The sequence below is a fragment of the Citrobacter sp. CK198 genome (genome assembly GCF_030333295.1).
GTDB lineage: Bacteria > Pseudomonadota > Gammaproteobacteria > Enterobacterales > Enterobacteriaceae > Citrobacter_B > Citrobacter_B koseri.
Window position 1 is genome coordinate 95,679 of sequence record NZ_JAOWGE010000027.1, and the last position, 15,528, is coordinate 111,206.

Here is a 15,528-nt window from a genome sequence, read left to right on the forward strand (position 1 = left end):
CATTATGGCAGAAGCCCGCGAATCCGACGTTTTGTCGTGGTAATGTATACGCTTTGCGTTCGATGGAATGGGTTTTTAAGATGGCAAAATTGCGGGTAGGTATCGTATTTGGTGGTAAATCAGCGGAACATGAAGTGTCTTTGCAATCGGCAAAAAATATTGTCGATGCCATCGACAAAGCCCGCTTTGACGTTGTGCTGTTAGGCATTGATAAACAAGGGCAATGGCATGTCAGCGATGCCGAAAACTATCTGCTGAATGCAAACGACCCCGCGCACATTACGCTGCGCCCCTCTTCTACCAGCCTGGCGCAGGTTCCGGGCAAACACGAACACCAGTTAATTGACGCACAGAACGGCCAGCCGTTGCCGACGGTGGACGTCATTTTCCCGATCGTACACGGCACGCTGGGGGAAGACGGCTCGCTGCAAGGGATGCTGCGCGTAGCGAATTTACCGTTTGTCGGCTCCGATGTGCTGGGTTCCGCCGCCTGCATGGATAAAGACGTCACCAAACGTCTGCTGCGCGATGCCGGGCTGAACATCGCGCCGTTTATTACGCTGACTCGCGCGAATCGTGATGCGATCCGTTTTGCGGAAGTGGCGTCCCGGCTGGGTCTGCCGCTGTTTGTGAAACCCGCAAATCAGGGCTCCTCTGTGGGCGTCAGCAAAGTCACCAGCGAAGCGCAATATGAACAGGCCGTTGCGCTGGCGTTCGAATTCGATCACAAAGTGGTTGTTGAGCAAGGGATCAAAGGCCGTGAGATCGAGTGCGCCGTGCTGGGCAACGATCACCCGCAGGCCAGCACCTGCGGCGAGATCGTCCTGAACAGTGATTTTTACGCTTACGACACCAAATATATCGACGACAACGGGGCGCAGGTCGTGGTTCCCGCCCAAATCCCGCAAGAGGTGAACGACAAGATCCGCCAGATCGCCATTCAGGCGTACCAGACGTTAGGTTGTGCGGGAATGGCGCGCGTGGACGTCTTCTTAACGGCGGAAAACGAGGTGGTGATTAACGAGATCAATACGCTGCCGGGATTCACCAACATCAGCATGTACCCGAAACTCTGGCAGGCAAGTGGCTTAGGGTATACCGATTTGATTACCCGTCTGATTGAACTGGCGCTGGAACGTCATGCGGCGGATAACGCCCTGAAAACCAGCATGTCATGATGACGATGCGCCATCTGGTGTTGACCGCCTGATGGCGCTTTGGCTTATCAGGCCTACGACGTTTTGCGCCCGTAGGCCGATGCCGCCATCCGGCACACTACCGCATTAAGCTTCTTCGGTTTTATCATCCTCACGGCGACGAATAATCAGCCCGGCAAGCCAGAAACTGAATACCCACGTCACCAGGCCTACCGCGTAGGTTTGCCATCCTTTTGCTTCAAAGCCCAACAACCCCACCACGCCATTCAAAATAAAGATCAGCCCAATGGCGAAAGCATAATAGTGCCAGTCACGGCGAATTTTTACAGGCAGGTTCATGACAGCTCCGACGCTAAAACAATAAAAAATCATCCTCGCACATTTCTGCCTGAGCGTCTGTGGCCTGTGCGGAATTTCTCAAATGTTAATCAATTTAGATTAAGGTAACAAAATTGTGACATAAGACAAAAAATCCGCAATCCTGGAGTCATCCCTGAGTGAAATTACCATCATTCTGATATTGACAAACACGATGACCTGTCAGACTTCACGATAAGCCGCTGGCATGACGCCAGATTCGTGCAGAAGACTATCCCGGAGGTCTTTATGGCTGACTTTACCCTCTCAAAATCCCTGTTTAGCGGGAAACATCGAGATACCTCCTCCACGCCAGGTAATATCGCCTATGCCGTGTTTGTGCTGTTTTGCTTTTGGGCAGGGGCGCAGATCCTGAACCTTCTGGTTCACGCGCCTGGCGTTTATGAACATCTGATGCAGATGCAAGAGACCGGACGCCCCCGCGTGGAAATTGGATTAGGCGTCGGCACCATTTTCGGACTGGTGCCTTTCCTGACAGGTTGCCTGATTTTTGGCGTCATTGCCGTAATTTTGCGCTGGCGTCACCGTCATCAGTAACCCTCCCTGTGCCGGATGACGCCAGGTTTATCCGGCCTACAAATTCATACAACGCGCCCGACGCTCATCCACACGTTTAGCAAACCACGCGGTAGTGAGATTACGGGTGATCTTCGGACTTTCCAGCTGAATACCTGGCAACATCTCGCGCGGTAATGCCTTACCGGTTTTGGCTTCCGCCAGCTTATACACTTTCTCGTACAACGCCGTCTCCTCAAAAGCGAGGCTGTCTCCCTTTTCCAGTTGACGTCGAATCGCGCTGTCGCTCATGTCCAGCTTGCCCGCCAGCTTACGGATTGCCTGTTCCGTTTTCCCGGCTTCTTTGCTGTCATAACGAATCAAGTCGCCGTCCAGCGCCAGCTTAACGCCGCTGGCTTTACTGACCGCATTCTGAAATGCCGCATTACGACTGGCGTACCAACCGGCATTAAAATCAGCAAAACGAAATACAGGCGCGCTGTAATTCGCCGGATAGTTCAACAGATGCCAGGTTCCAAACCACAGTCCGCCACGGCGGCTAAAGACCTCCTGGCGAACCGTCCCGTTCATGGTCCACGGATAACCTTTTGTGTGCTGTTCAGCAAAGGCGATGCTGACCTGCATCGGCCCGCCGGTATGCACCGGATTAAGCGAACCGAACAGCGTCTGCCCCATCGGCACCATATTAATAAAATCATCAAAAATCGCGCTGAGCTGTTTTTCCGTTTTCACCGCGTCCAGACGTTCGCTGTAGCTTTTTCCATTCGGGGAGTTAATTTTCAGCGCGGTATGCACCAGAAAAACGGGGATATGCATCCGCTCAGCACGCCTGTCGATCTCCTGCCAGGCGATTTTGCTCAACCCCGGCACCACCGGGTCCGCCTGATAGTTAGACTCCTGCTGCGCCACCGCCAGCACCGAGCAAACATTCTCAACCGTTGGCGCCAGCCCCTGGCTTTCGAAGGTCTTTGCGATGTCCTGCGCCCACGCGTCCCTGTCTTTTACGCTGGCGGGCATTTTCTGGCGCACCACGCTTGCCACATCGACAGGTTTTTCCCCTTTTTTCAGCGGTTGCGAAGGCTGGCTACTACACCCTGCCAGCACCAACGCAGCCAGGAATGATAAAGGGTAAAGACGGGACGCCGCCGACATAACGTTTCCTTTTGTTTGTTAGCTAAATGTATTCGTTACTTCCTGGATATCCTGCCCATCCAGTTCGCGCTCAAAGCTGCGCAGACGTTTATAGATGGACATCAGTTCCACCAGCGTGGTCCAGGAGTTAATCAGATACTGGAAGGAACCGCGCACCTGACCAAACACGTTGGTAATCTGCGTCATCAGGCCCAGCGTAATCGTACCGGCAACAATCGACGGAAACAGCAGGAACAGACCGAAAACGTTATCCACCTGTAGATAGAGAATGCGCGCAATGTTGAAGTACATATAGTGGAAGTAGAGGCGGAAATAGTTCCGGCGCACCGCGCTGAACAACTCACGCACGGTGGGCGGCGTAGCGCGGCTGGCGTCGTCTTCACCGTAGACCAGCTCTTTACGGTAAGCGGCCTCAACCCGCTGGTTTTTAAACTCCAGCCCCGGCAGTTTGATCCCCACCACGGCCAGCAATCCTGTTCCCATCAGCGACCAGATGATAGCCGCGATAACCAGCCCATAAGGAATATGCCCGACGATCGGCAGGTCCGGTACGTGCGCAGACAGCGTAACCAGTACGGGTAAAAAGGCGATCAACGTCATGATGGCATTGATAAAGCTTACGCCCATATTCTCCAGCGTAGAGGCAAAACGCATCGTATCTTCCTGCACACGCTGCGCGGCGCCTTCAATATGGCGCAAATGCTGCCAGTGCGCCATGTAGTGCTCGTTCATCGCGGTACGCCAGCGAAACACATAATGGCTGACGAAGAAATTGTTCATCACGCCAATCACTACGGCAATCAGCGCTATCCCGAGGAACACGCCGACTTCACGGTAAAACTGTTCGATAGTGACCTTATGCGGCGAGCTCAGCGCCGTCTGGATCAGGTCGTAAAACGGCGCGTACCAGGCGTTGACCGCCACGCCTACTTCCACCAAAAACCAGGTCACAAAGATGATCAACGAAGTGCCCAGAATCGACCAGTATTGCCAGCGATGCGGGCTATAAATAAACCAGAACATCGCAAACAATCCGACGCAAAGGACGTAATACGCGTAGAAAATCAGGTAATCCAGCGACCAGAAGCGTGCGGCACTGATGGGAACATCACCGGAAGCGCCAGTAAGATGCGCAACCCAGGCGCCTCCACCCGCTTGCCAGAAAATGACGGCGACAAGCGCCCAAAAAAACGCCGAGATAAAAAACGGCCCCGGCTTTGGGAAAAAAGACTTAAACATGATGCTCTCCTGCTAACTTCTTATCGTTATGACGACTGCTGTGCTTTTGCCGCAGCGCTGAGCGCGACAAGACGGGCCTGACCCAACAAAACCGCGACGGAAACCGAGCATTGTGACCCGTATTCGCCAGCTTAGTTCGCACATCGTTTTTTCAGAATTGTTTCAGCGAGTTTCGGCTCCCTTCAACGGCAACAGGAAGGCGAAACCCAAAAACCGACCAAGGTTACCACAAGCGCGGGATCACAAAAGCGGACATTCGCGATTGGGAAAAAATGCCCTGTTTACTCGTCGTTACGTTTTTCACACTATTATTGTCTTTTTAGCGCTTTGCAACGCGCCGCCAGGTAGTATAAATACGCATAGTTTTTTCATTTAACTGATGGACACAACCGTTGAAACGTAGTCTGCTTTTTTCTGCCGTGCTGTGCGCGGCGTCATTGACATCTGTCCAGGCGGCACAGCCAATCACCGATCCGGTTTTCGCTTCCGATATCGTTGATCGTTATGCCAACCATATCTTTTACGGCAGCGGCGCGACGGGAATGGCGCTGGTGGTGATTGATGGTAATCAACGCGTGTTCCGCAGTTTCGGGGAGACTCGCCCCGGCAATAACGTACATCCTCAACTGGACTCCGTTATTCGCATTGCGTCTATCACGAAACTCATGACCAGCGAGATGCTGGTCAAACTGCTCGATCAGGGGACGGTGAAATTACACGACCCGCTGAGCAAGTATGCCCCGCCCGGTGCGCGCGTACCGACCTACAACGGAACGCCTATCACCCTGGTGAATCTGGCGACCCATACCAGCGCCCTGCCGCGTGAGCAACCCGGCGGCGCGCCGCATCGCCCGGTATTTGTCTGGCCAACCCGCGAACAGCGCTGGAGCTACCTCTCTACCGCAACGCTAAAAGCGGCTCCTGGCTCGCAGGCGTCTTATTCCAACCTTGCGTTTGACCTGTTGGCTGACGCGCTGGCAACCGCATCCGGCAAACCCTACACGCAGTTATTTGAAGAACAGATTACGCGCCCATTGGGGATGAAAGACACAACCTTTACCCCCTCCCCCGATCAGTGCAAGCGCCTGATGGTGGCGGAGAAAGGGGCCAGTCCCTGTAACAACACGCTGGCGGCAATTGGCAGCGGCGGCGTCTATTCCACGCCGGGAGATATGATGCGTTGGATGCAGCAATATCTCTCATCCGACTTTTATCATCGCAGTAATCAGGCCGATCGTATGCAGACGCTGATTTATCAGCGAACTCAGCTCACACGGGTGACAGGTATGGACGTGCCGGGCAAAGCCGATGCGCTGGGCTTAGGCTGGGTCTATATGGCGCCTAAAAACGGACGCCCGGGGATTATTCAAAAAACCGGCGGCGGCGGTGGTTTCATCACCTATATGGCGATGATTCCGCAACACAACGTTGGCGCTTTTGTGGTCGTCACTCGCTCACCGCTTACGCGATTTACTAATATGAGCGATGGCATCAACGACCTGGTAACAGAATTGAGCGGAAATAAACCGCTGATCGTGCCAGCGTCCTGATCAATACTCTGAAGGCAAATGGTTGATATTGACCAGTTTGCCTTTTTTCATTTCGATGTAGTTCCCTTTGCGTAACGCGGCGAGCACTTCAGCCACTACGGAACGGGAAATTCGCGTTCTCTGATGAATGTAGTTCATCACGCCAATACGCGCTCGCAACCCTTCATCCCAGTCAACCATCGCGATCAACGTCGCCCGAATTTGATCATACGAGTTATTGCCAATTAATTGCAGATCGCGCAGTTCCAGAGTTCTGTTTTCCCATGCCAGCCAGCAAAAGGCTTCACGCCATAACTGGTGTTGCTCAAGGATTTTTATCGCGTGGGAAGAAGGAAGAAAATAACCGGTACAACGACTTTCCGTGACTAATTTATATTCGATATCATTTTTCATCACGCCATCAGCAATCCCCATAATAAAGGGAGCCTGCGTTATCCCCATAAGCACGTTCTCCCCTCTGCGCAAAGAGATGAGACCGTCTAAAATGACAAACGTATCGCCTTGATTGGCATCATTCGAATAGACAACCTGCTTTTCATCGGCGTATTCAAAGTACGTGCCGTATTTAGACAGGCACTTATCGAGCTTACTAAATTCCTGAAGTGGTTTATTCAGAGACAGCATATGCGCATCCTTGCATTAATGCCCGCCATATCCATGACGGGCATTTCCTTTGATTAAATCACCTGCGTTTTCATCATGAAAAACAATTACCAGGTGTATTTAACGCCCACATTCGCGGACCAGTCTTGATCGACATCACCACCACCGAGGTAGTTGGCATCGGTATAAGCGCTGAAGTTTTTGGTGAAGCTGAACTGAGTGCCCAGACCAACACGTACCGCAGAACCTTCTACGCCGTTATCGATGGAATCGCCATTTACGTCGGCGTCGTTATTCGCGTCGTCATAAACATAGGCCAGCTTGAAGTAAGGCGTCAGCGCCTGATCTTCGCTGTAGGTGAAGGTATAACCTGCATCAACACCCAGTTCATAACGCATGCTGTCATAAGACTGACCGTCAACTTTCATGTCGTTGCTGAGCTGATAATCGTCGCCGGACTGGAACAGGCCGGATACGCTACCGTACGGCGTGACATAGCCAGCGTCGCCCAGTTTCCAGTCATAACCCAGTTTCAGACCAAAGCCCCACGCATCCGCAGAGGTGTTGCCATCAACGTACTGGCCGTTGCTCATGTTGGCAGACAGATCGTTGTTGAAGTGAGAATAGCTCAGGCTACCATCAACAAAGACATTGTTGGCAAAGCGAGCGGAAGAGTAGATATAGGCAGACTGGCTGTCCTGATCCACCTGACCGGTACGGTCGCTCATGTCACCTTTCGCAAAGCCAGCCGCCGCACCGACAATCCATTTAGCATTGTTACCGTCAATTTTGGTATCAACACCGACCATGATGCCGTTCACATCCTGATCGTAGTTAATGGTGCCGTTGTCGCCATCGAAGCTACCGCCAAAGTAGCTCACCCATGCGCCGCCGTTATCAGCCAGACCATGACGAGAGTTGGTCAGACGAGTACCAACGGTGTCTTGTTCCAGGTTCCAGATATTGGTGTTTGCAGACGGGATGCTCAGCGCCATGTTCGCGTAGTCGGTCAGTTCCATCTGTTGCATAACAACAGTGTTGCCTTCCTGCTGAGCCTGATAGGTGTATGCCCCCAGGTCAGCTTTGTTCGCTGCGGAGAAGGTGGCTTTGCTGTTCTTGTCGTTAACGTAGATCAGCTCTTTGCCTTTGTAATCAGCGACAGAACCTTCACCGGTCGCGTTATCGATACGCACTTTGTAGTTACCGGTTGCCGCAGCAACGTTATCACCCGCGTTATCGACTTCAGATTGATCGCCAGTCCAGGCATCGCCATTACCGTTGATGGTCAGGTGACCATCAGAGTTCATCGCGATCACACCGTAGCCGTAGTTAGACTTAGTGATGTCGTTAGTACGATCGTTAGTCAGATCGGCATCCAGCACAAAGCTGTTGCTGTGAACGTTGAAGACACCTGCATTCACGTTACCGTTAGCATCGGTGTAGCTGGTCAGATTCAGGGTATCAGCTTGCAGCGCATACGCGGTGCTGTTGCCCACATCCAGAACGCCGTTGTTGGTGACGTTGATGGTGTTTGCATACAGTGCGGCATCGTACACGCCCCAGCCAGCAGACACATCATCAGCAATCGTGACGGTACTGTTGTTGATTGTCAGTTCATCAGTTGCAACATGACCATCTTCATTGATATTCAAGGCCGCGCCGCCGGTCAGGGAGATGCTGTCAGAAACCAGATCAGAGTCTGCCACATTCACGACGGAACCGCTGTTGATGCTCAGCGTATCAATCAGCGAGGTTTTCGTGGTATCCCACTGTGAACCACCGTTCAGCGTCACATTGAACAGGCCGCTCTGATAGACTTCGTTACCAACAACATGACCATCTTCGCCATACGCGGTGTCATTATTGTCAATGCCGTAAGTAGAGGAAGGCCACAGGCTGTTAGCCGCAATGTCGATCAGCGTCGCAGTGGCATCGGTGCCCGCAGCAAAGCTGTCGTACACGCCGTCACCATCAGAATCAACCTGATGTACGGACATTGCCGCGCCAACCCACTTGCTGCCGTTGTTCAGCGTAACATCCATACGGTCAGTACCATCCCAGCCGTTGGTGTCCAGGTCAGCGTCCGTATCGCGATAAGTATCCGCCCCGTTCGGGAAGAAGTTTTCGTCAAAGTTGCTGGAGAAAACAACGTCGCCCATCAGGGTAGAATTGCTGAGGTTAACAGTGGTCTGCATTGCGTTATCCGCATTCGGATGCGCAATCGCCGCAATCGCCACGTCATCAGCAGTATAAGAATCGCTGTAATCGCTCGCGTTGTTGGTGTTACCGAACCAACCGGAAGTCCCTTCATCTGACCATGAGCCAGAGGTCACCGTAGAGTCAGTCACCGTGACGGTGTTGTTGAACACTTCAGCGCTGTTGACGCCGGTGCTAACGGTATTATCGTCAATGTCTTCCCACTCATAACCCTGAGTCAGCGTAATACCCGCAACGTGGGAATTATTTTTGATGACCAGGTCAACTTCCTGATCCAGCGTAATCGCAGTACCCAGGTTGTAAACGTCAACAACATGCGTATCCGCCGTACCATCAGTGTACGTGCCATTATAGGTATAATGCTCGTAGTTATCATCGATGGTTGAGTTATCAACAGTCAGCGCCAGACGGTCATAAACATAACCGGTCGCATCACGACCCACACAATCGGTGGTCATGCACTCAGAGGTGATCATCCCGTGAATGGTGCTGTTTTTGATTGTCAGACTATTACTGTTGGTGTTGGTAGAAAGACCATCATCCAGATAGTAGGTTGAGATTACGCCGTTAACGGTAGCGTTGTTGATAACCGGATAAATATCACCGTTATAAACGCTATCGGTCGCGTAGTTGTTCCAGCCTACGTAACCATCATAATAAACACCATCAGCGTAGGTTGCGTCGTTATAGTGGTTGAATGTTGTGTAGGTGGTTCCAGAAATATCCGTAGAAGCATTTGCCTGAGAGGTGATTGCCAGAGTGCAGGCCAGTGCTAATTGTGAGACTACAAGTTTCTTTTTCCAGGAGTGCATTTGTCATCCCTCCTCAGGGACGTAATATAGTTGATCCATCAATTATCAATGCATAGAAAACATTTTATGTTTCGCAGGTCGATTATGCGGCGTCAGCATTGAAAGGTTCAATTATTCTTTGTTTAATGTCCGAAAGCGGACAATTAAAAAACCACCAGCAAAATCACAGATATTTTTTAAATCGCCAGTTTTCAATAAATTAGAAAGGGAAATAGAAGTTACTTATTTAACTGAATGATATATGATGAAGAAATAAAGAAATCACCAATAAATAAAGGACAGAAGAGCTTAAAACAACATTTAATAAAATTAAAACCAGAAATAAATGTATCACTAACAAAAATAATCTTATTCATAGAAATACTAATTGCGAATATTTAATCGCTTCATTAACAGCAACCCGCAATACTTCACATAAGGACAACTTTCGTAAAACACCTCGCGGCAGGTTCAGGTATACTCGACGTTTCGATTCCACAAACATCAGGCATACCATGACAGACCTAATCCAACGCCCCCGTCGCCTGCGCAAATCCGCTGCGCTGCGCGCCATGTTTGAAGAGACAACACTCAGTTTAAACGACCTGGTGTTGCCGATTTTTGTTGAAGAAGAACTCGACGACTACAAAGCGATCGACGCCATGCCTGGCGTCATGCGCATTCCTGAAAAACATCTGGCACGCGAGATTGAACGCATCGCCAACGCTGGCATTCGTTCAGTGATGACCTTCGGCATTTCCCACCATACCGACGACACCGGCAGCGATGCCTGGAAAGAAGACGGCCTGGTGGCGCGCATGTCGCGCATCTGCAAGCAAACCGTGCCAGAAATGATCGTGATGTCTGACACCTGTTTCTGTGAGTACACCTCCCACGGCCACTGCGGCGTGCTGTGCGAACACGGCGTCGACAACGATGCAACCCTGGCGAACCTCGGTAAACAAGCGGTGGTCGCCGCCGCTGCGGGCGCTGATTTTATTGCCCCTTCCGCCGCGATGGACGGTCAGGTGCAGGCTATTCGCCAGGCGCTGGATGCCGCCGGTTTTACGGATACGGCCATCATGTCCTACTCCACCAAGTTCGCCTCCTCTTTCTACGGCCCGTTCCGTGAAGCGGCCGGTACGGCACTGAAAGGCGATCGTAAGACCTATCAAATGAATCCGATGAACCGCCGTGAAGCGATTCGCGAGTCGTTGCTCGACGAAGCGCAGGGCGCGGACTGCCTGATGGTGAAACCTGCTGGCGCTTATCTGGATATTCTGCGTGATATCCGCGATCGTACCGAATTACCGCTCGGCGCGTATCAGGTCAGCGGCGAATACGCCATGATCAAATTCGCCGCGATGGCGGGCGCAATCGACGAAGAGAAAGTGGTGCTGGAAAGCTTAGGCTCGATCAAACGCGCGGGCGCGGATCTGATCTTCAGCTACTTCGCGCTGGATCTGGCGGAGAAAAAAATCCTGCGTTAATCCTTTCTGACCTGCGGTGCCTGCTGGCGCCGCGCTTATCCGGCCTACGGGATTGACATCTGTAGGCCGGGTGCCGCCATCCGGCACTGTCACAAAACGTCACCTCATCGTCATACAAACGACATTTGTACCTTCTACTGTCAGCACAGGACGGGAGGAGGAGCCGCTATGTTTAGTCTCGATAACGTACTCGACGACCTGTGGCCTCAGGCGAGGCCGACACCCTGGCAAAAAAATCTGCTCAGGCGGTTGCTGTATGAAGAAGAATTTCAGCAATTTGCATCCCGCCATCCCCATCTGAAAGGGGTGGACATGGTGGAACAGGTTCTCGAACACCTTGAAATACGCTGCGATATCCCCGCACACGACCTCGAAAACATCCCCGCACATGGCCCGCTGGTCATCATTGCCAACCACCCGACAGGCACGCTTGATGGGCTGGCCCTGCTGTATGCCATCTCGCGTGTGCGCCGTGACGTGAAAGTAGTGACCAACCGCCTGCTCTCGCATCTGCAACCGCTCAGCTCACTTTTCATTCCCGTGGACAACATCGGCGGGCGCACGCCAAAATCATCGCTACAACAGATAGATGCGCATTTACAGGCTGGCGGAGCGTTAATTTTCTTTCCGGCGGGCGAAGTGGCGCGCTTCACAACGCAGGGAATCAGGGAAGGCCGATGGCATTCCGGGTTTATCCGGGTGGCGGAGAAATACCGCACGCCGTTGCTTCCCGTACATATCAACGCGCGTAACAGCTCGCTGTTTTACGCCAGCAGCCTGGTGTCCCCCACCTTCGCATTGCTACTCCTGATGCAGCAGATGTTTCGTCGGCGTCGCAGCAGCCTGCCGCTCCGCATCGGCCAACAAATCGCCTGGACACAGTGGTCCGCCACGAAAACCAACGTCCGCGAGCAGGCCGAAAAATGCCGTCAGCACGTCGCGGCATTAGGTAAAGGACGCCCTGGGTTATTCACCACCGAAAGTACGATAGCCCGCGCAGAAGACAGAGCGCACCTCAAACGCGATCTCGCCCAGGCGGAATGCCTTGGGCACACCGCCGACGGGAAGCACATTTACCTCTGGCAGCGCAACGGCAAAGAGGATGTCCCCATCCTGCGGGAACTGGGGCGGCTGCGTGAAATCGCCTTTCGCGCGGTTGGCGAAGGCAGCGGAAAGCGTCGGGACACCGACCGCTATGATGACGACTATCTGCACCTGATTTTATGGGACGAAGACGATCTGGAAATTGTTGGCGCCTATCGGTTCATTCCCTGCGCGCAGCAGCAGGAAAAACGCGGCATAGAAGGGCTTTACAGCTACAGTTTGTTCCATTACGACGAGCAGATGGCGCAAGTGATGCAGCACGGCATTGAGCTGGGTCGCAGTTTTATCCAGCCGCGTTACTGGGGACGTCGCGGGCTGGACTATCTCTGGTCTGGCATTGGCGCTTATCTGGCGCGCTATCCGCAATACCGATACCTGTTCGGCCCGGTGTCTATTTCCGGCGGTCTGCCTGCGGATGCGCGGGATTTACTGGTGGCCTTTTATCGCCTGTGGTTCCCGCCGACGCACCCGCTGGCGATATCACGCCAGCCCTACCCCGCGTCATTGCCGGACGTACTGGCGCAGTTTGAAGGCAAAAGCTACAACGACGATCTGACGCGGCTGAAATCGCTGCTCGGCAATCTGGGCTGCGGTATTCCCCCGCTCTACAAACAGTACTCCGAACTTTGCGACCCCGGCGGCGTACAGTTTATTGATTTCGGTAACGATCCGGCGTTCAGCAACTGCGTGGATGGTCTGGTGCTGGTCGATTTAACCTATCTGAAGGCAAACAGGTATCAGCGCTATATTGGCGCGCATTTGGGTTTCCAGGCAGGATAAGGCGTTTACGCCGCCATCCGGCACGGTGCCACATCGTGCCTGATGGCGCTGCGCTTACCAGGCCTGCATTTCCCTAACCGTTCCCTAACCGAATAGTGTGATTATCTATTACGGTGTGCGATAAAACGGCTTATCTCCCAGAATCGTCGCCCGGTGCATAATGCGCCGCTGCGGCAGGTAATCAGCGTTGGCATAATGCTGAGTGACGCGGTTATCCCAGATGGCTACGTCATCAGGCTGCCAGCGCCAGCGCACCTGAAACTCCGGTTTTGTGATGTGCGCAAACAAGAATCCAAGCAGCGCCTCGCTCTCTTTTTCCGTCACATCGACAATCCGCGTGGTAAAGCCTTCATTCACAAACAGCGCCTGTTTGCCGCTCACCGGATGGGTACGCACCACCGGATGCGGCAAAGGTGGATGTTTGGCTACCGCCTCAAGCCAGCGCTGATGCTCCTCGTCAGTTTTGCGGTATTTGTATTCCGGGAACGATTTACGGAAATCATGCTCCGCCCGCAAACCGCTCAGCAACTGGCGAAACGGTTCGGAAAGCGCGTCATATGCGGCAATACCGCTGGCCCATAGCGTATCCCCGCCGGTAGAGGGCAGTTCCTTTGCCGCCAGAATCGCCCCTGCTGGCGGCGTCTCAATAAAGGTCACATCGGTGTGCCAGTTATCATTATCCGGCGGGTTATCGTTATGGGTATCCAGCACGATAATCTCTTCGACGCCTTCGGCGTGGGGATAGACCGGATGAATATGCAGATCGCCAAAACGCTGTGCCAGCGCGCGCTGTTGCTGTGGCGTAATGGCTTGTTCACGCAGAAAAACCACCTGGTGGCGCAGCACCGCGTGATACAGCTGTTCGAATTGATTATCGCTCAGCGGGCGGGTCAGATCCGCGCCGGAAACCAGCGCGCCAATATACGGCCCCAGCGGGGTAATGCTCAGACGTTCACTCATTGTACTTCTCCATGCCAGGGCGTCAGGCGGCGCTGAAGCGCACGCAGACCCAGTTCTAAAATAAACGCGATCACCGCAATCACCGCGATCCCCGCCAGCACCACGTCGGTTGCCAGAAATTCCCCGGCGGACTGCACCATAAACCCTAAACCCCGGGTGGCGGCAATCAGCTCAGCCGCCACCAGCGTTGACCAGCCCACGCCCAGGCCAATGCGTAATCCGGTGAGGATCTCCGGCAGCGCGCCGGGCAGAATCACAAACCACAATACCTGTACTCGTCCGGCGCCTAACGACTGCGCCGCACGAATGCGAACCTGCTGCGCGCTTTTGACGCCCGCCAGCGCCGACATGGCGACCGGGGCGAAAATCGCCAGATAGATCAGCAGGATCTTGGAGGTCTCGCCAATCCCGAACCAGATCACCATCAGCGGTAAATACGCAAGCGGCGGGACTGGTCGGTAGAGTTCAATGATCGGATCGAGAATGCCGCGTATCGTTGAGCTTAGCCCCATCGCAATGCCCACCGGAATGCCGATAATCACGGCGGCCAGAAGCGCCAGCAGAATGCGCGTCAGGCTCGCCGCCAGATGCTGCCACAGCGTGGCGTCCATAAACCCTTGCGGCCCGGCGATGGCGATCAGTTTTTGCAGCACCTGCCCCGGCGGCGGCAGAAACAGCGGGCTGATTAACTGCAACGCCGCTACGCTCCACCACACGGCCAGAATCACCGCTAATGTGCTGATACTCAGGGTAATGCGACGAGAGAACGGCCAGCGCCATTTCAACCCGCGTTGACGCAGCTTATCGTTGATGACCACGCTCATGAGAAGGCCTCCCGTTGTTCAAAGACGCGGCTTAACACATACTCCCGCGTCTCGATAAACTGCGGATCGGATTTAATGCTGCGGCAGGATTCGCCCCCCACAAAGCGGCGGGCGAAATCAAGCGACAGCCGCTCCTGCACGCGACCGGGGCCAGGAGAAAGCAGCACCAGCTCCGTCGCCATAAACACAGCCTCTTCAATATCATGCGTAATGAGCAATACCTGCTTGCCGGTCTCATGCCAGAGTTTCAGCAGCAGCGTTTGCATCTGCTCACGGGTGAAAGCGTCCAGCGCGCCGAAAGGCTCATCCAGCAGCAGGAGTTGAGGATTGGCCGCCAGCGCGCGGGCGATGCCGACACGCTGGCGCTGCCCGCCGGAAAGCTGCCAGATAAAGCGTTTTCCCGCCCCTTCCAGCCCGACTTTTTTCAGCATCTGCTGCGCAACGTGCTGACGCCGGGTTTTGTCCGCTCCCGCCAGTTGCAGGCCAAGTCCGACGTTATCCTGCACGTTGCGCCAGGGCAGCAGCCCTTCGTTCTGAAAAACGACGCCGCGCTCCGCACCCGGCCCATCGACCCGTTTGCCCGCCAGTTGGATCGTGCCGTGCTGATAAGGCAAAAAACCGGCGATCAGATTCAGCAACGTGGTTTTCCCACACCCTGACGGGCCCAGCACCACTAACAGCTCACCGCTGTCGAGCGTCAGATTGATATCTTCCAGCGCCGGTTTACCGGCGTAATCAGCAAAGAGATGGGAAACTTGCAGCATCCG

13 protein-coding genes are annotated in these 15,528 nt (G+C 53.7%); 5 read left to right on the forward strand and 8 right to left on the reverse strand.

Annotated elements, in window-relative coordinates:
* Positions 1-80: 80 nt before the first annotated feature.
* Complete coding sequence (gene ddlA / locus OGY62_RS05510; protein ID WP_047458545.1) at positions 81-1,178, forward strand: D-alanine--D-alanine ligase; 1,098 nt, start codon at positions 81-83, stop codon at positions 1,176-1,178.
* 105 nt (positions 1,179-1,283) lie between these two features.
* Here ddlA and OGY62_RS05515 read toward each other — a convergent pair whose 3' ends face one another.
* The gene (locus OGY62_RS05515; RefSeq protein ID WP_024130610.1) at positions 1,284-1,496 is read right to left on the reverse strand and encodes a DUF2754 family protein; all 213 of its coding nucleotides are present in this window, start codon (positions 1,494-1,496) and stop codon (positions 1,284-1,286) included.
* 267 nt (positions 1,497-1,763) lie between these two features.
* Between OGY62_RS05515 and OGY62_RS05520 the strand changes: the two genes are divergently transcribed.
* Positions 1,764-2,072, forward strand: a complete 309-nt coding sequence (locus tag OGY62_RS05520) for a YaiY family protein (RefSeq protein ID WP_024130611.1) — start codon at positions 1,764-1,766, stop codon at positions 2,070-2,072.
* A 36-nt stretch (positions 2,073-2,108) separates the two neighbouring features.
* Here the strand turns inward: OGY62_RS05520 and OGY62_RS05525 are convergent, their stop codons facing one another.
* Together OGY62_RS05525 and sbmA are read right to left on the reverse strand one after the other, a co-directional pair.
* Complete coding sequence (locus OGY62_RS05525; protein ID WP_012133619.1) at positions 2,109-3,203, reverse strand: DUF1615 domain-containing protein; 1,095 nt, start codon at positions 3,201-3,203, stop codon at positions 2,109-2,111.
* 18 nt (positions 3,204-3,221) lie between these two features.
* On the reverse strand, positions 3,222-4,442 hold the full coding sequence (sbmA, locus tag OGY62_RS05530) for a peptide antibiotic transporter SbmA (protein WP_049011958.1): 1,221 nt from the start codon (positions 4,440-4,442) through the stop codon (positions 3,222-3,224).
* 392 nt (positions 4,443-4,834) lie between these two features.
* On the opposite strand from sbmA, the gene ampH reads away from it, so the two are divergent.
* Entirely contained in the window at positions 4,835-5,992 is a 1,158-nt protein-coding gene (ampH, locus tag OGY62_RS05535) for a D-alanyl-D-alanine-carboxypeptidase/endopeptidase AmpH (RefSeq protein WP_049011959.1), read from the forward strand.
* Here the strand turns inward: ampH and iprA are convergent, their stop codons facing one another.
* Both iprA and ehaB read right to left on the reverse strand, forming a co-directional pair.
* The gene (gene iprA / locus OGY62_RS05540) at positions 5,993-6,616 is read right to left on the reverse strand and encodes a hydrogen peroxide resistance inhibitor IprA (protein ID WP_047458555.1); all 624 of its coding nucleotides are present in this window, start codon (positions 6,614-6,616) and stop codon (positions 5,993-5,995) included. It abuts the gene before it with no gap.
* Positions 6,617-6,702: 86 nt separating this feature from the next.
* Positions 6,703-9,624: an autotransporter adhesin EhaB gene (gene ehaB, locus OGY62_RS05545; protein WP_012133624.1), complete on the reverse strand. Its 2,922-nt coding sequence runs from the start codon at positions 9,622-9,624 to the stop codon at positions 6,703-6,705.
* Positions 9,625-10,118: 494 nt separating this feature from the next.
* Between ehaB and hemB the strand changes: the two genes are divergently transcribed.
* Positions 10,119-11,093 carry a porphobilinogen synthase gene (gene hemB, locus OGY62_RS05550; protein WP_012133626.1) on the forward strand — a complete coding sequence of 325 codons (975 nt, stop codon included), beginning with the start codon at positions 10,119-10,121 and terminating at the stop codon, positions 11,091-11,093.
* 168 nt (positions 11,094-11,261) lie between these two features.
* A complete protein-coding gene (gene olsF, locus OGY62_RS05555; protein ID WP_115609559.1) occupies positions 11,262-12,977 on the forward strand; it encodes a bifunctional ornithine lipid synthase OlsF in 1,716 nt (571 codons plus the stop codon).
* Positions 12,978-13,085: 108 nt separating this feature from the next.
* Here the strand turns inward: olsF and tauD are convergent, their stop codons facing one another.
* Genes tauD through tauB form a run of 3 tightly spaced genes read right to left on the reverse strand, consistent with a single transcriptional unit; the run spans position 13,086 to position 15,525 of the window.
* The gene (gene tauD, locus OGY62_RS05560; RefSeq protein ID WP_286459300.1) at positions 13,086-13,937 is read right to left on the reverse strand and encodes a taurine dioxygenase; all 852 of its coding nucleotides are present in this window, start codon (positions 13,935-13,937) and stop codon (positions 13,086-13,088) included.
* Positions 13,934-14,761 carry a taurine ABC transporter permease TauC gene (gene tauC / locus OGY62_RS05565; RefSeq protein WP_199976779.1) on the reverse strand — a complete coding sequence of 276 codons (828 nt, stop codon included), beginning with the start codon at positions 14,759-14,761 and terminating at the stop codon, positions 13,934-13,936. The genes tauD and tauC overlap by 4 nt, the downstream gene beginning before the upstream one ends.
* Complete coding sequence (tauB, locus tag OGY62_RS05570; protein WP_012133630.1) at positions 14,758-15,525, reverse strand: taurine ABC transporter ATP-binding subunit; 768 nt, start codon at positions 15,523-15,525, stop codon at positions 14,758-14,760. The genes tauC and tauB overlap by 4 nt, the downstream gene beginning before the upstream one ends.
* Positions 15,526-15,528: the final 3 nt, after the last annotated feature.